We start from the raw sequence: 16,622 nt of genomic DNA, 5'->3' as shown, positions 1-16,622 counted from the left end.
CCCGGTGATCAACCGCACCATTTTCCTGGTCGGCCCCATGGGGGCCGGCAAGTCCACCATCGGCAAGATGCTGGCCGCTGAGCTGCAGCTGCCTTTTGCCGATTCGGACAAGGTGCTCGAGGAGCGCACTGGTGCGGACATCCCCTGGATCTTCGACGTCGAGGGGGAAGAAGGCTTCCGCCGTCGCGAGAGCGACGTGCTGCGCGACCTGTGTACCGGTCCGGTACGTGTGGTCGCCACCGGTGGAGGGATCGTGCTGGCAGCGGAGAACCGACGCCTGCTGCGCAAGCACGGCCTGGTCGTCTACCTGCAGGCAAGCATCGAGCAGTTGCTGGAGCGCACATCCAAAAATGCCAACCGGCCCCTGTTGCAGGTGCCCGACCCGCGGGCGCGCATCATCGAGCTGGTGCGCGAGCGTGATCCGCTCTATCGCGAGGTTGCCGACATCGTCTGCGACACCGACGACTGTACGCCCCGCCAGGCAGCGCACAGGGTGGCTGTACAGCTTGCCTCGGAGGACTCTCCCCCAGGCTGAGCCGCCTCCTTGCAGCTTCCCCAGCGACACTGATGTCGTGCTAGAGTCCGCTTGCAGCGGGCGGCCCTGCTCGGGCCATCACCCAATACCATCTACGTCAATCCTGCCGGAGAGCGCCTATGCGTCGCTTGAATGTTGAGCTGGGGGAACGCAGTTACCCCATCCTGATCGGCCCGGGCCTGCTGGGCCAGTCCAGGCATTTGGCGCGCTACATCCGCGGACGCCAAGTCTGCGTGGTCACCAACGAGACGGTTTCTCCCCTGTACCTGGCCCGTTTACTGGACGGCCTGCCTGAATGCGACCTCATTGATACCGTCGAGCTGCCCGACGGGGAGGCTTTCAAGACCCTGGAAACGGTCAACCGCATTTTCGATCGCCTGCTTGAGCGCCGGCACAACCGCACTACCACCCTGGTAGCGCTCGGCGGCGGGGTGGTGGGCGACATGACCGGCTTCGCGGCGGCCTGTTACCAGCGCGGGGTGGACTTTATCCAGGTGCCCACCACCCTGCTGTCACAGGTGGATTCATCGGTAGGCGGTAAGACCGGGGTAAACCACCCACTCGGGAAGAATATGATCGGCGCTTTTTACCAGCCGCGCCTGGTATTGGCCGATACGGATACCCTGGCGAGCCTGCCGGAGCGCGAACTGGCTGCCGGCATCGCCGAAGTGATCAAGTACGGCATGATCTGCGATGCGGGGTTCTTCGAGTGGCTGGAGGACAACATGGGACGCCTGCTCGACCGCGATGCCGACGCCCTGGCTTACGCCGTGGAGCGGAGTTGTCAGGACAAGGCAGCGGTGGTGGCCGAGGATGAGCGCGAGTCCGGTCGCCGCGCGATTCTGAACTTCGGCCACACCTTCGGGCACGCCATCGAGACGGTGCAGGGCTACGGCAACTGGTTACATGGCGAGGCGGTCGCCGCCGGGATGGTGATGGCTGCAGAACTGTCCCGGCTGCGCGGCGACATTGGCGCGGACGTCGTCGAGCGCCTGCGCGCGCTGCTGGGGCTGGCTGGCCTGCCGCAGGCCGCGCCGGACGGCATGACGGTACAGCAGTTTCTCGAGGTGATGGCGGTGGACAAGAAAGTTCTCGATGGCCGGCTGCGCCTGGTGCTCCTGTGCGGGCTGGGTGATGCCACCGTCTGCGCCGACACGCCCCGTGAACTGCTGGTCAGGGCGCTTGAGAACTGCGGCGCAGTATGATGGTGACGGTGCGAAAAGGGGCCGGCTGAGGACTATTTAACAAAAGGGGTTCCCAAAAGCAGATAAATCGGCTTTTGCCCTGCCAAGCAGAAGATAAGACTGCCAATTCTTGCAATTTCAGTGGGGCGCAAGTAATATTGCGCGCCCTTTGAAAAAAGCGGCCAATAAAAAGAGCGCATAATAAAAAGCCCCACCCGTGGGCTTTTTTTGTCTGCGGTCGGCCATGAAAGAATGTGAGGAGCTCTATGGGTAGCGGTCTGTATCGGTTGGATGAGTTCAAGGACAACTGCGGTTTTGGCCTGATCGCCCACTTGAAAGGCAAGGCCAGCCACAGGCTGCTGGAAACCGCGATCGAGTCCCTGACCTGCATGACGCACCGGGGCGGTATCGCCGCGGACGGCAAGACGGGTGACGGTTGCGGACTCCTGATCCAGAAGCCCGACGCCTTCCTGCGGGAAGAGGCGCGCAGCGTCATCGGTGTCGAGCTCACTGACAACTACGCGGTCGGCGCCGTCATGCTGCCGCTGGATGAGGAAACCGCCCAGGCAGGCCGGGATATCCTCGCCGCCGAAATCGAGGCGCAGGGCCTGCGGGTCGCCGGCTGGCGCCCGGTGCCCACCAACCCGGAATGCCTGGGGCCGATCGCGCGCGAGTCACTGCCGCAATTCGAGCACCTGCTGATCAATGACGCGGAAGAGCCCCTGGGCGAGGCGCGCTTTAACGCGCGGCTCTTCGTCGCCCGCCGCCTGGCGGAGCAGAAACTCGCCGAGCAGAAACTGGCCGATGTCTATGTCGCCAGCCTGTCGGCGCAGGTGGTCTCCTACAAGGGACTGATGATTCCGGCCGACCTGCCGCGTTTCTTTCCCGAGCTTGCCGACCCGCGCCTGGAGACGGCCATCTGTGTCTTCCACCAGCGCTTCTCCACCAACACCATGCCACGCTGGCCCCTGGCGCAGCCGTTCCGCCTGCTCGCCCACAATGGCGAGATCAACACGATCACCGGTAACCGTAACTGGTCCGTTGCGCGCACGCCGAAGTTCTGCAGCGAGCTGCTGCCGGAGCTGGCCGAACTCTCCCCCCTGGTGAACCGCGAGGGATCCGACTCCTCCAGCCTCGACAACATGCTGGAAATGCTGACCGCGGGTGGCATGGAACTGCATCGCGCCGTGCGCATGCTGGTGCCGCCGGCCTGGCAGAATGTCGAGCAGATGGATTCCGACCTGCGCGCCTTCTACGAATATATCTCCATGCATATGGAGCCCTGGGACGGCCCCGCGGGCCTCGTGATGACCGATGGCCGCTACGCCGTGTGTACCCTCGACCGCAATGGCCTGCGTCCGTCGCGCTGGGTGATCACCAAGGACGATGTCATTACCGTTGCGTCGGAAATCGGAACCTACGACTACAAGCCGGAGGATGTGGTGGCCAAGGGCCGGCTGGGGCCGGGCCAGATGCTGTCGGTGGATACCCGTGAGGGCAAGCTGCACCACACCGCCGATATCGACAACATGCTCAAGGAGCGCCAGCCGTACAAGCGCTGGTTGAAAGACAAGGCGCGCCGCATCCGCTCGACCCTGGTCACGGCACCGGTGGACAACAATTTCTCCTACGAGCAGTTCAAGGTCTACCAGAAGCTCTTCAGCTCCTCGCTGGAAGAGCGTGACACGGTGGTGCGCCCCATGGCCGAAGCCGGCCAGGAGGCGGTGGGCTCCATGGGCGACGATACCCCCATGGCCGTGCTGTCACGCTACAACCGCTCGCTGTACGATTACTTCCGCCAGCAGTTTGCCCAGGTCACCAACCCGCCCATCGACCCCCTGCGGGAAACCGTGGTGATGTCGCTGGAGACCTGCCTGGGCCGGGAGAAGTCCGTATTCGAGGAAACCCCGGAGCATGCGGACCGGGTGATCCTGTCGTCGCCGGTGCTCTCGCACATGAAGTACACCGCATTGCTGGATGTGGACCGGGTGGGGTTCGAGTCGAGGATCTTTGACCTGAACTACGACCCGGCCAAGCTGGACCTCAAGTCGGCGGTCGAGAAGCTGTGTGCCGACGTGGAGGCGGCGGTGCGCGACGACGGTATCGTGCTGGTGGTCCTGTCGGACCGCGAGATTGCCGAGGGCAAGCTGCCGGTCGACGCACTGCTCGCCACCGGTGCCGTCCACCACCACCTGGTGCACGCCGGCCTGCGCTGCGACTCCAATATCCTGGTGGATACCGCCAGCGCCCGCGACGCGCACCAGCTCGCCTGCCTGGTCGGTGTCGGCGCCACCGCCGTGCATCCCTACTTCTCCTACAGCATCATCAACCACCTGATCGATACCGGCGAGCTGCTGCTGGACGCGGCTGAGGCACAGAAGAATTACCGCAACGGCATCATCAAGGGCATGCTCAAGATCCTGTCCAAGATGGGTATCTCCACGGTCGCCTCATACCGCGGCGCCCTGCTGTTCGAACTGGTGGGCCTCGATCGCGAGGTGGTGGACCTGTGTTTCCCGGGCGCGGCCAGCCGCATCCAGGGGGCCGGCTTTACCGACCTGCAGGAGGATATGGCGGCGCGGGCCAGGCTCGCCTGGAAATCGCGCAAGCCGGTCTCCCCGGGCGGCCTGCACAAGTTCGTATACGGCCAGGAATACCACGCCTTTAACCCGGATGTGGTCATGTCGCTGCAGCAGGCGGTGCGCACCGGCGACTACTCGGCATGGCGCGACTATGCGGAGCTGGTGAACAAGCGCCCGGTCGCCACCCTGCGCGACCTGCTGGCCCTGCGCGAGGACGTGGACCCGGTGCCCCTGGACGAAGTGGAGCCCGTCGAGAGCATCCTGCGCCGGTTCGATTCCGCCGCCATGTCCCTGGGCGCGTTGTCACCGGAGGCGCACGAGTCGCTGGCGCAGGCCATGAACCGCCTGGGCGGCCGCTCCAACAGTGGTGAGGGTGGCGAGGACCCGGCGCGCTTCGGCACCGACAAGGTTTCCAAGATCAAGCAGGTGGCGTCCGGCCGCTTCGGTGTCACGCCGCACTACCTGGTCAACGCAGAGGTACTCCAGATCAAGGTCGCCCAGGGCGCCAAGCCCGGTGAGGGCGGCCAGCTGCCCGGTGGCAAGGTCAACGAGCTGATCGCGCGCCTGCGCTACTCGGTGCCCGGCGTGACCCTGATCTCGCCGCCGCCGCACCACGATATCTACTCCATCGAGGACCTGGCCCAGCTGATCTTCGACCTCAAGCAGGTCAACCCGGATGCGTTGGTATCGGTGAAGCTGGTGTCGCGCCCGGGTGTGGGCACCATCGCCGCCGGCGTGGCCAAGGCCTACGCCGACCTGATCACTATTTCCGGCTACGATGGCGGCACGGCGGCCAGCCCGATCACCTCGATCCGCTACGCGGGTTCACCGTGGGAGCTGGGCCTGGCCGAGACCCACCAGACCCTGCGCGCCAATGACCTGCGCGGCAACGTCCGGGTGCAGACCGATGGCGGTCTCAAGTCCGGGCTCGATGTCGTCAAGGCGGCCATGCTCGGCGCCGAGAGCTTCGGCTTCGGCACTGCGCCCATGGTCGCACTGGGCTGCAAGTACCTGCGTATCTGCCACCTGAACAACTGTGCCACCGGCGTCGCCACCCAGAACAAGGAACTGCGCGACGACCACTACATCGGCACCGTGGAAATGGCGATGAACTTCTTCAGGTTCGTGGCCGAGGAGACCCGCGAGTGGATGGCCCGCCTGGGTGTGCGCACCATGGATGAGCTGGTCGGCCGCGTGGACCTGCTGCGCGTGCTGGAAGGCGACACCGACAAGCAGAAGAAGCTTGACCTGGCGCCGTTGCTGCACACCGACGAGCTGCTGGCCAGCAAGCCGCAGACCTGCCAGATCCCGCAGAATGATCCCTGGGACAAGGGTGAGCTGGCGGAGCGTATGGTCGCCGACATGCTGCCGGCCATCGAGGGCCTCTCCGGTGGGGAGTTCAGCTACCGCGTAACCAACTGTGACCGCTCCATCGGCGCGCGCCTGTCCGGCGAGATCGCCAAACGCCACGGCAACCAGGGCATGGTGGACGCGCCGGTGAAGGTGCGCCTCGAGGGCGTTGCCGGCCAGTCGTTCGGGGTGTGGAACGCCGGCGGACTGGAGATGTACCTGGATGGCGACGCCAACGATTATGTGGGCAAGGGCATGGCCGGCGGCAAGCTGGTGATCCGCCCGCCTGCCGGCAGCAGCTTCGAGTCCCAGCAGACCAGCATCGTCGGCAATACCTGCCTGTACGGCGCCACCGGCGGCAAGCTGTTCGCCGCCGGCCGCGCCGGCGAGCGCTTCGCCGTGCGCAACTCCGGTGCCTTCGCCGTGGTCGAGGGCGCGGGTGACCACTGCTGTGAGTACATGACCGGCGGCATGGTGGCAGTGCTGGGCAAGACCGGGATCAATTTCGGTGCCGGAATGACCGGGGGCTTTGCCTATGTGCTCGATATGGAGCGCGACTTCTTTGACAAGTGCAACCACGAGCTGATCGAGCTGCGCCGTATCAGCAGTGAAACCCTCGAACCGAACCAGAGCCACCTGCGCGAGGTGATCGAGGAATACGTGGCCGAGACCGGCAGCGAGTGGGGGGCGGAGCTGCTGGACAACTTCGACGACTACCTGCACCGCTTCTGGCTGGTGAAACCCAAGGCGGCGAGCCTGGCCAGCCTGCTGGCAGACGTGCGCAAGCGCGGTGAATAAAGGGGTGATGAGAGTATGAAAGACAGACTGAGTAACGATTTCCAGTTTATCGACGTGGGTCGCAACGACCCGCCGAAGAAGGACATCATCACCCGCACCAACGAGTTCGTGGAGATCTACCAGCCGTTCAGCGAGCGGCAGGTGGCCAACCAGGCGCACCGCTGCCTCGACTGCGGCAACCCTTACTGTGAAACCGGTTGCCCGGTACACAACTACATCCCCAACTGGCTGCGGCTGGTTACCGACGGCAACATCATGGAGGCGGCCGAGCTGAGCCACCAGACCAATACCCTGCCGGAGGTGTGCGGTCGGGTGTGCCCGCAGGATCGCCTGTGCGAGGGTGCCTGCACCCTCAACGACGGTTTCGGTGCGGTGACCATCGGCAGCGCGGAAAAGTACATTACCGACACCGCCTTTGCGCTGGGCTGGCGCCCCGACCTGAGCCATGTGGTGAAAACCGACAAGCGCGTAGCGGTAATCGGTGCCGGCCCGGCCGGCCTGGGTTGCGCCGACGTGCTGGTGCGCAACGGTGTGCAGCCGGTGGTGTTCGACAAATACCCCGAGATCGGTGGCCTGCTCACCTTCGGCATTCCGGAATTCAAGCTGGAAAAATCCGTCATGCAGCGGCGCCGTGAGGTCTTTACGGAAATGGGTATCGAGTTCTGCCTCAATACCGAGATCGGCAAGGACATCAGCTTCGAGCAGCTGCTCAATGACTACGATGCGGTGTTTATGGGCATGGGCACCTACACCTATATGAAGGGCGGCTTCCCCGGCGAGGACCTCCCCGGCGTTCACGATGCGCTGCCGTTCCTGGTGGCCAACGTGAATCGCAATATGGGCTGGGAGACCAACCCCGAGGAGTTTGTCTCGGTCGAGGGCAAGCGGGTGGTGGTGCTCGGTGGTGGCGACACCGCCATGGACTGCAACCGCACCTCCATCCGGCAACAGGCACGCAGCGTGACCTGTGCCTACCGCCGCGACGAGGAAAACATGCCCGGCTCGCGCCGTGAGGTGGCGAATGCAAAGGAAGAGGGAGTGAAGTTCCTCTTTAACCGGCAGCCGGTGGAGATTGTCGGTGACGACAAGGTCAGTGGGGTCAAGGTGGTGACCACCCGGCTGGGCGAGCCGGACGAGAACGGCCGCCGGCGGCCGCAGGTAGTGCCCGGCTCCGAGGAGATCATCCCGGCGGACGTGGTGCTGGTGGCCTTCGGCTTCCGCCCCAGCCCGGCGGAGTGGTTCGGCGACCACAATATCGAGACCGCCGACTGGGGCGGTGTGGTGGCCCCGGAGCAGCAGGAGTTCAAGTTCCAGACCTCCAACGAGAAGGTGTTCGCCGGCGGCGACATGGTGCGCGGCTCCGACCTGGTGGTAACCGCCATCTGGGAGGGGCGCCAGGCTGCCGAGGGTATCCTCGACTACCTGGACGTCTGATCCCCGGCCCCGCACGCCGCGCCACCGGGTGCGGCATGCGGGGCCCTGTCCTAGTCTCGCTGTCCTCTGTACAATGGCCGCCCATTTTTCGACCGCGGCCTGTGTACCCATGTCCGACAGCAAGTTTCCCGAACTGAAGAACGACCGTTTCCTCCGTGCCCTGCTGCGCCAGCCGGTGGACCGCACCCCGGTGTGGATGATGCGCCAGGCCGGGCGTTACCTGCCGGAGTACCGCGCCACCCGCGCCGAGGCGGGCAGCTTCATGGACCTTTGTCGCAACACCGAGCTGGCCTGCGAGGTGACGCTGCAGCCGCTGGAGCGTTATCCCCTGGACGCGGCCATCCTGTTCTCGGACATTCTAACCATCCCCGACGCCATGGGGCTGGGGCTGTATTTCGAGGAGGGCGAGGGCCCCAAATTCCGCAAGCCGGTGCGCACCCAGGCGGATATCGAGGCACTCGAGGTAGTGAACAGTGCCCGCGACCTGGACTATGTAATGAATGCGGTCAGCACCATCCGGCGCGAGTTGAACGGGCGCGTGCCGCTGATCGGCTTTTCCGGCAGCCCCTGGACCCTGGCCACTTACATGGTGGAGGGCGGTTCCAGCCGCGACTTCGCCCGCTGCAAGGAGCTGCTCTACTCCCGGCCCGAGTTGATGCACCATCTGTTGACGGTGCTGGCGGACTCGGTGACGGACTACCTCAACGCCCAGATTCGCGCCGGCGCCCAGGCGGTCCAGATTTTTGATACCTGGGGTGGGGCCCTGAGCCATGGCGCCTACCGTGAATTCTCGCTGCAGTATATGGCCCGCATCCTGGGGGGGCTGATCAAGGAGTCGGGTGGCCGGCCCGTGCCCGCGATCCTGTTTACCAAGGGCGGTGGCCAGTGGCTGGAAGCCATGGCCGAGAGTGGCGCCACTGGACTGGGTCTGGACTGGACCACCGACATCGGATCCGCGCGCGCGCGCGTTGGTGACCGCGTGGCCCTGCAGGGCAACCTGGATCCGGCGGTGCTCTACGCCCCGCCGGAGAGAATCCGCGCCGAGGTTGCCGCGGTACTCCAGTCCTTCGGCCATGGCTCGGGGCATGTCTTCAACCTGGGGCATGGCATCACCCCGCGGGTTGACCCGGAGCACGCCCGGGTGATGATCGAAGCGGTGTGCGAAATGTCACCCGCGTACCATCAATAGGATGTTTTGACGGATTTGGCGCGAATTTCTGCCGGCGAAAGGCCTATTTGCTGCTGCTATTTGCGCGACGTGGTGCATGGTGGTGGATTTCCGTGCTATAAAGGCCAATTGGTACGGCTCAGGGCTGTGAGCCGCGTCAAAAAACAGCCGAATGAATAAAGAATAATTGACTGGGAGCCTCTACCCGCGTGGCGATCAAGCAGGTCAAGGTACATGTAGAACAGCTGCAGCGCGGCATGTTTGTGTCCCGGCTCGACCGGCCGTGGACCCATACGCCGTTCGCGCTGCAGGGTTTCTATATCCGTGACCTGGAGGAAATCCGGCAGCTGCAGCGCTATTGCAGCTATGTTTACGTCGACATGGCCAAGACGGTCGGGGTTGTCGGCGCGAGCCTGCGCCAACTGGCCCGCCAGAACGATCGTGATTTCACCGGTGCGGCGCCGAAATCTGCACGTGGCAAGGAGCGCTCCCCGGTCGCCATTCCATGCCGGCCGGTCAAGGTTTCGCACCAGGCCTACCCGCCACCGCAGCCTGCCCGCAAAGCGGCCCCCCGGGCGCGCAAACTCTTCCGCCAGCTGCAACACTGCATGCACCAGGTCATGGTGCAGTTGAGAAGCGGCGCGCCGCTGCCGCTCCGGCAGGTCGGCGAAGTGGTCGAGGAGCTGGTGGACAACGTGCTTCGCAGCCCCGACGCTGCGGCCTGGCTCGCCCGCGTGCGGGAGAAGGACGAGTACACATTCAGCCACTCGCTGCGCGCGGGTATCTGGGCGGTGATCTTCGGCCGCCATATAGGACTGCGCCGGCACGAGCTGGTGCAGCTGGGCACGGCGTGCCTGCTGAAAGACGTGGGCAAGATGGAAATCCCCGACGAGGTGCTGCGATCTTCCCGGCGTGACCCCGTGGCCGACGGCGCATACCGGCGCTTCGTCGAGCACAGTGTGAAAATGCTGTCGGCCGAGCCCGGCCTGGATCCGCAGGTGCTCGATATCATTCACTGCCACTGTGAGCGCCACGATGGCAGTGGTTTCCCGCGTGGCCTCAGCGGTGGGAAGATCCCGGTGCTGGCGCGCATGTGCGGCATTGTCACTTTCTACGATGAGGCCACCAATCCCCGTGGCGAGCACTTCCCGGTAGCCCCTTCACGGGCGGTTGCCCAGCTGTATGACTTGCGTGGCAGGGGGTTTCACGAGCAACTGGTGGTGGAGTTTATCCAGGCGATTGGCCTGTACCCCACCGGCACCGAGGTCGAGCTGTCCACCGGCGAGGTCGCCGTAGTGGTGGAACAGACCTATCATCATCGCCTGCGCCCGCGGGTGGCCGTGGTGCTCGATCGGGCCAGGCAGCCGCTGCCGAAGCCGCGCCTGCTGGACCTGGCAGCGGAGGACGACCGCAAGCAGCGACTGATCGATCAGGGCAAGCTCAGCCCCGCCGACAAGATCACCATCGTGCAGGACCTGGAGCCGCGCAAGTATCCCCAGGTGGACGTGGCGGCGGTACGTGACCAATACCTGCTGCAGGGCGGTGGGCTGTCCGCGGTGCTCTCGCGGTTATTTGCCAGCTAGGCTTCTTCCTTTCCTTCCTCGTAACCCCCGCGCCGCATCGGTCGCGCCAGCAGTGCCAGCAGTGCGGAACCCGCCACTGCCGCTGCCATCGAACCGGCCAGCCAGTGCACACCGATCCCTCCATCGAGCAGCAGCCCGGCAAGCAGGGGCGAGATCGCTGTAGATAGCACCATTGCTCCCTGGGATACCGCGCGGATTGCCCCCAGGTGGCGAGTGCCGTAGCGCTCGGGCCAGAGGGCGCCACCGGCGGTACCGGTGCCCGCCTGGGTGATCCCGAACAGGGTCAGGTAGGCCAGCGGTACCCAGTCGCGCTCGACCCAGGCCAGCAAGAGAAGGCCGATCAGCATGGGCAACAGCGCGAGCGGCAGGCTGCGCTGGGCCCCGAAGCGATCCACGAGGCTGCCGGCCAGGAACAGCATGAGCAGGTGACCGGCTGCATAGCCGCCGAAGGCAGCGGCCAGCAGGCCCAGCGACCATCCCCGCGCTTCACCGATGGCACCCTGGTGAAACAACACCGCAGTAACCACCATTGGTGTCATCAGCGCTGCCGGCAGCAGCAGGTAAAAACCGGGCTCGCGCAGGACCTCGGCACGGGTAAGGTCGTCGCCAGAGCCGGTTGTAGCGGCCTCACCGCTGCCTTCGGCCGAGCGGGTATCCGCGAGCCACAGCAGCCCGGGCAGCACCAGCCCCACCAGCACCAGGGATGCCACCAGCCAGGCACTGCGCCAGCCAGAAGTCTCAATCAGCCATGCGCCTCCCGTTGGCAGCAGGACTTCCGCCAGCGGGAAGCCGAGCGCCGCCACTGCGATCACCTTGCCCCGGTTGCCGCTGAAATAGCGTCCGGCGGTTGTCATCCCCAGGTGCGTCATGAAGCCCTGGCCGGCAAAGCGCAGCAGGAAGAAGGCGGGCAGCAGCATCAGCGGGTGCTGGGCACCGGCCATCAGCAGGCAGGCCAGTGCCAGCATTATCACCACCAGCGCCGTGATCCGCCGCAGCGGCCAGCGATCCGCCAGGCTGCCGCAGGCCAGCAGCGCGATGGCTGAAGCCAGCGTGGCAGCGCTGTAGCTGGCGCCATACCAGGCGTTGCTGAGCCCGAATTCCGCACGCAGGGCGCCGCCGAAAACCGAGATAAAGAAGGTCTGCCCGAAACCGGAGGCGGCGACGGCAAACAGGGCAAAAAAGACGAGATTGGCGCGTTCGCGCATGAAGGGTGGTAGCAGGGACATCGAATCTTTCAGCAGTCGGGGGTGCGTGTAAAGGGGCCCGCGCCGGGGCCCCTTTATTGTCTCAGGTCGCGGTGATATCGCCGAAGTGCTCGCCCATCCGGACCTTCTCCTCCGCATCCAGTGATTCGAGCCAGCTCACCTGGTCGGCACCAAACAGCATGATGACGGTGGAGCCCAGCTTGAAGCGACCCATTTCCTCGCCCTTGTCGAGTTCGATGGGCTTGTTGTCCTGGTAACTGACTGTCTGGATGCGGCGCTTGAGCGGTGCCACGAGGCCGGCCCAGACCGTTTCGATGCTTGCCACGATCATGGCTCCGACCAGCACCAGTGCCATGGGGCCCGCGGCAGTGTCGAAAATGCACACCACCCGTTCGTTGCGGGCGAACACCCGCGGCACATTTGCCGCGGTGACTGTGTTGACGGAAAACAGCTGGCCGGGAACATACGTCATGCTCCGCAGGGTGCCGTCTACCGGCATGTGCACGCGGTGGTAGTCCTGGGGTGACAGATAAATGGTGGCGAAGTGGCCCCCGGAAAATTGCGCGGCTACCTGGGCGTCGCCGCCCACAAGCTCAATCAGGCTGTAGTCGTGGCCCTTGGCCTGGAAAATACGGCCGTTCTGGATTTCCCCCACCTGGCTAACCGCCCCGTCCGCCGGGCAGGCGATGGTGTTTTCGCCTTCCGCGACCGGCCGCGCGCCGTCCTTGAGCGCGCGGGTGAAAAAGTCATTGAAGCTGGCATAGGCGGTGAAGTCTTCTTCCTGCGCCTCGCTCATGTTCACGTCGTACTTGTCCACGAACCAGCGTGTAAAAGGGTCCTTGATGGCCTTCACGCGCGTCTCCGCCAGCCAGCCGGCAGCGCGGGACAGCATATGTTGGGGGGCGAGGTACTGTAATGTAGTAAAGAGTTTTGGATGCATAAAAACTGCCTGTCACCAGGCTCCTAGGGACTGAATCGGAAAATTTCTGCGGTTAGCGTGAATCTTACTGCTCCACCGGCGTGTCCGGCAGGTTACCCCACTCGCTCCAGGAGCCCGGGTAGGCGCGGATATTCATGCCGAGGGACTTGCCTACCAGCCAGGTAAAGCCGGAACGGTGATGGCTCTGGCAGTGGGTAACGATTTCGCTGCTGTCATCGATGCCGAGGCCGGCGAGAAATTCGCGCGCGTCGCTGCGGATGCGCAGGTCGCGCTGCGGATCCATCAGCCGGGTCCACTCACAGTTGATGGCTCCCGGAATATGGCCGCCCCTCAGGGCCACCACTCTCTCTCCACTGTACTCTTGCGGGGAGCGCGCGTCCCAGATGCAGAATTGCGGCGAGTCGATACGCTGGAGTATCTCATCCTTGTCCATCATCGGGCCCGGATCTACCTGCACGTCTATCTCGCTGGGTGTGACTTGTGGCTCATCGGTAGTGAGGGGCAGGCCGGCACCGTGCCAGGCGCGCATGCCACCGTTGAGATAGCTGTAGTTTTTGTGCCCTATGACTTCCAGGGTCCAGAGGAAACGCCCGGCCCAGCCGCCGCCCTCGTCATCGAAAGCCACAACGTGATGTTCGGGGCGCAAGCCGATGGCGCGGAAGAGCCGGGCCAGCCTGTCGGTGCCGGGTAGCTTGCCCGGCGCCGGGGGGGTGCCCGCCAGCAGCGCCTGGAAGGGCAGGTGCAATGCGCCGGGGATATGCCCACTGGCGTAATTCTGCGGTGAACTCAGGTCCACCAGCAGGAGGTCCTCGCGCTCGAGCTGCGCGGCCAGCTGCTCCGGCTCGATAATCAGCGGCAGTGGATCGGACAAGTTGCGTCTCCTTTCAATTCTTGCCTGTCAGTTCTTGCCTGCAAGTGGCAGCGCCCGTTCCCGTTCGGTGGGTCACTCCTCCAGGCTGTTGCGCAGGTGGATAAAGCTGTTCATGCGCCGTTCGCTGATGTCGCCGCGCGCCAGTGCGTCGGTGATGGCGCAGCCGGGTTCCCCCTGGTGGCGGCAGTCGCGGAACCGGCAGTGGCCGATAAACGGCCGGAACTCCACAAAGCCCTCCAGTAGTGCACCCTCGCTCATGTGCCACAGGCCAAATTCACGGATGCCCGGGGAGTCTATCAGATCGCCGCCGGCGGGCAGATGGAACAGTTCCGCCGCGGTGGTGGTGTGGGTGCCCTTGCGGGTTGCTTCCGACAACGCGCCGGTACGGGCACCGGCTCCCGGCAGAAGCGCGTTGACCAGTGATGACTTGCCCACGCCCGACTGGCCCACGAAAACGCTGGTGCCCCGGGCGAGCGTCCCCAGCAGTTCCGGCAGGCCCTCCCCGGTCTTGGTCGACAGGCGCATCACCGGGTAACCCAGCCCCGGGTAGGGTGCCAGCAGGTCCTCGAGTGCATCGCGGTTGCTGTCATCGATCAGGTCGATTTTGTTCAGCAGCAGTACTGGCGGGATGCCGGTGCTTTCCGCGGCCACCAGGTAGCGATCGATGGCATTGGCAAAGGGCTCGGGGTAGGGCGCGATGACGATTACGATCCGGTCAATGTTCGCTGCCACCGTCTTCAGGTCGCCGTAGCGGTCCGGTCGCTGCAGTTCCGAATGGCGCGCAAGGCGCGCCCCTACCACGCCGGTGCCGCCACTTCCCTCCCGGAGTGCCGGGCGCCAGGCGACCCGGTCACCGGTGACCAGGGTATCGATATTGGCGCGCAGGTGGCAGCGCTGGCGCAATTCGGGGTCGCTCTCGCTCTCAACCAATACCTGGGTGCCGTAATTGGCGATCACCAGTCCCGTCTGCTCGGGACCCAGGTCGCCCTCCTCCAGCGCGTGCTCGGCATCCTCGGCGCGCTTCTGGGCACGCGCCTCCCGCTCCTGCTGGATCTTTTCGATGCGCCACTTCTGGCGCCGGTTCAGTCTGCGTTTGCTCATTGATGGGACCGTGGGCGATTCGCCGCGGATTATAGCCCGACAGGCATAGCCTGCGTCATTCCCGCTCCACAGTTTGCAACCCGGGCAAGTTGCGGTACCTTGCAACGAGGCAGAGGAGACCCCCCATTGGACCAGAACAACCTGATCTGGATCGACCTGGAAATGACCGGCCTCGATCCGGAGAAAGAACGCATTATCGAAATTGCCACGATCGTCACCGACTCGCGCCTGAATGTGCTCGCCGAGGGCCCGACGATGGCGGTACACCAGAGTGACGCGCTGCTCGCGGCAATGGATGAGTGGAACACCGAGCAGCACGGCGGCTCGGGACTGGTGAAGCGCGTGCGGGAATCAAATATTTCCGAGCGGGAAGCGGAGCGGGAGACCCTCGAGTTCCTGCGCCAGTGGGTGCCGGAGGGTGCCTCTCCCATGTGCGGTAACTCCATCGGCCAGGACCGCCGCTTCCTGGTGCGTTACATGCCACAGCTCGAGAGCTACTTCCACTACCGCAACCTGGACGTCAGCTCGGTGAAGGAGCTGGCGCGCCGCTGGCGGCCGGATGTGCTGGAAGGGGTCAAGAAGGAGAGCAGTCACCTGGCCCTCGACGATATCCACGATTCCATCAACGAGCTGCGTCACTACAGGGACAATTTCTTCCGCGTCTAGGCCGCCCCGCGCTTGATCTTGCGCCTGCGGCGCCGCCCGCTGCGTAGCCGCGCCAGGGCCCACTCAATATGCTCCGCCACCAGCGGCGTGGTGTCGGCCAGTCGCTGCTCCAGCGCCGTGATCACTTCCGGCGTCGCGTCGCCGTTGCCCAGTGCCACGGCCAGGTTGCGCTGCCAGCGCTCGTAACCGATGCGGCGGATCGCCGAGCCGGCCGTGCGCTCGAGAAACTCCTGCTCGCTCCAGCCGAACAGCGCCAGCAGCCCGCCGTCGTCCAGCCCGTGACGCGGGTGGAAATCGGACTCCGCGGTGGGTCTGGCGAACCTGTTCCAGGGACAGATAATCTGGCAATCATCGCAGCCGAAAACCCGGTTACCCATGGGCTCGCGGAATTCCTCCGGAATCGCGCCCTTGTTTTCGATCGTCAGGTAAGAAATACAGCGGCGCGCATCCAGCTGGTAGGGGCCGACGAAAGCGTCGGTGGGGCATACCTTCAGGCAGGCGGTACACTCGCCGCACTGGTTGGGCTCTGTGCTGGTGTCCACTGGCAGGGCCAGGTTGGTGTAGATCTCGCCGAGGAAGAACCACGAGCCGGCGCCGCTGTTAAGCACCATGCAGTTTTTGCCAATCCAGCCCAGGCCGGCCTTCTCCGCCAGCGCCCGCTCCATGACCGGTGCGCTGTCGGTAAAGGCCCGTCCCTTTGCCGCCAGGCCGTGGCGGGAACAGAACTCCTCGACCTGGGCCGCCAGTCGGGCGAGCCGCTTGCGGATAAGCTTGTGGTAGTCGCGGCCGGTGGCGTAGCGGGAGACATAGGCCTTGCTGTCGTCCTTCAGCACCCGCACCGGTTCGGTATCGGGCGGCAGGTAGTCGAGTCGCACGCTGATGGCGCGCAGGGTGCCCGGTTCCAGCAACTCGGGTCGCCAGCGCTTGTCGCCATGTGCTGCCATCCAGTCCATCTCACCCTGGTAACCGGCCGCCAGCCACTGGCGCAGGCGTTCACCATGGGCTTCCAGCCGGCAGTCGGTAATGCCCACCTGCTGGAAGCCCAGCTCGCGCCCCCAGGTCTTGATGTGCGCGGCCAGTTCGGCGAGCAGCTTGTCGGCGTCGGGTGAATCGCTCATGTGGCTCCAGTCGGGTGTCTACAGGGGGACAAATTGTACGCCCGGAAAAGGTATACTTCCGGCGTGTCCCATGCGGCCGGGAGCTGC

The 16,622-nt window shown here is 64.8% G+C and carries 12 protein-coding genes; 7 read left to right on the top strand and 5 right to left on the bottom strand.

Translation table 11 applies throughout. The features are described 5' to 3' along the window. Positions 1-7 precede the first annotated feature (7 nt). The 6 genes from aroK to BLT26_RS13100 all read left to right on the top strand — a co-directional run bounded on the left by aroK (position 8) and on the right by BLT26_RS13100 (position 10,634). Positions 8-535 (top strand): shikimate kinase AroK, encoded by a 528-nt coding sequence (gene aroK / locus BLT26_RS13125; protein WP_217631443.1) that lies wholly within the window; start codon positions 8-10, stop codon positions 533-535. 119 nt (positions 536-654) lie between these two features. After that, a complete protein-coding gene (gene aroB / locus BLT26_RS13120; protein WP_091515102.1) occupies positions 655-1,740 on the top strand; it encodes a 3-dehydroquinate synthase in 1,086 nt (361 codons plus the stop codon). 245 nt (positions 1,741-1,985) lie between these two features. After that, positions 1,986-6,449 (top strand): glutamate synthase large subunit, encoded by a 4,464-nt coding sequence (gene gltB, locus BLT26_RS13115; RefSeq protein WP_091515098.1) that lies wholly within the window; start codon positions 1,986-1,988, stop codon positions 6,447-6,449. Positions 6,450-6,464: 15 nt separating this feature from the next. Next, complete coding sequence (locus BLT26_RS13110; RefSeq protein ID WP_091515094.1) at positions 6,465-7,883, top strand: FAD-dependent oxidoreductase; 1,419 nt, start codon at positions 6,465-6,467, stop codon at positions 7,881-7,883. 109 nt (positions 7,884-7,992) lie between these two features. Next, positions 7,993-9,072 carry a uroporphyrinogen decarboxylase gene (gene hemE / locus BLT26_RS13105; protein ID WP_091515281.1) on the top strand — a complete coding sequence of 360 codons (1,080 nt, stop codon included), beginning with the start codon at positions 7,993-7,995 and terminating at the stop codon, positions 9,070-9,072. A gap of 188 nt (positions 9,073-9,260) precedes the next feature. Then, a complete protein-coding gene (locus tag BLT26_RS13100) occupies positions 9,261-10,634 on the top strand; it encodes a cyclic di-GMP phosphodiesterase (RefSeq protein ID WP_091515091.1) in 1,374 nt (457 codons plus the stop codon). Here BLT26_RS13100 and BLT26_RS13095 read toward each other — a convergent pair. From BLT26_RS13095 to rsgA, 4 genes are all read right to left on the bottom strand, one after another. Next, positions 10,631-11,860 carry an MFS transporter gene (locus BLT26_RS13095; protein WP_091515089.1) on the bottom strand — a complete coding sequence of 410 codons (1,230 nt, stop codon included), beginning with the start codon at positions 11,858-11,860 and terminating at the stop codon, positions 10,631-10,633. The genes BLT26_RS13100 and BLT26_RS13095 overlap by 4 nt on opposite strands. A 61-nt stretch (positions 11,861-11,921) precedes the next feature. Next, on the bottom strand, positions 11,922-12,779 hold the full coding sequence (asd, locus tag BLT26_RS13090) for an archaetidylserine decarboxylase (protein WP_091515086.1): 858 nt from the start codon (positions 12,777-12,779) through the stop codon (positions 11,922-11,924). A gap of 64 nt (positions 12,780-12,843) precedes the next feature. Then, positions 12,844-13,650 (bottom strand): sulfurtransferase, encoded by an 807-nt coding sequence (locus BLT26_RS13085; RefSeq protein ID WP_217631440.1) that lies wholly within the window; start codon positions 13,648-13,650, stop codon positions 12,844-12,846. A gap of 72 nt (positions 13,651-13,722) precedes the next feature. Further along, on the bottom strand, positions 13,723-14,751 hold the full coding sequence (rsgA, locus tag BLT26_RS13080) for a small ribosomal subunit biogenesis GTPase RsgA (RefSeq protein ID WP_091515083.1): 1,029 nt from the start codon (positions 14,749-14,751) through the stop codon (positions 13,723-13,725). Positions 14,752-14,877: 126 nt separating this feature from the next. Between rsgA and orn the strand changes: the two genes are divergently transcribed. Beyond that, positions 14,878-15,417: an oligoribonuclease gene (orn, locus tag BLT26_RS13075; RefSeq protein ID WP_091515081.1), complete on the top strand. Its 540-nt coding sequence runs from the start codon at positions 14,878-14,880 to the stop codon at positions 15,415-15,417. On the opposite strand, the gene queG is transcribed toward orn, so the two are convergent. Further along, positions 15,414-16,535 carry a tRNA epoxyqueuosine(34) reductase QueG gene (queG, locus tag BLT26_RS13070; RefSeq protein ID WP_091515079.1) on the bottom strand — a complete coding sequence of 374 codons (1,122 nt, stop codon included), beginning with the start codon at positions 16,533-16,535 and terminating at the stop codon, positions 15,414-15,416. The two genes, orn and queG, sit on opposite strands and share 4 nt — an antisense overlap. Positions 16,536-16,622: the final 87 nt, after the last annotated feature.

The sequence above is a fragment of the Microbulbifer yueqingensis genome (assembly GCF_900100355.1).
In the GTDB taxonomy this organism is placed as follows: Bacteria; Pseudomonadota; Gammaproteobacteria; order Pseudomonadales; family Cellvibrionaceae; genus Microbulbifer; species Microbulbifer yueqingensis.
This window is presented reverse-complemented; position numbering and strand designations above follow the sequence as displayed.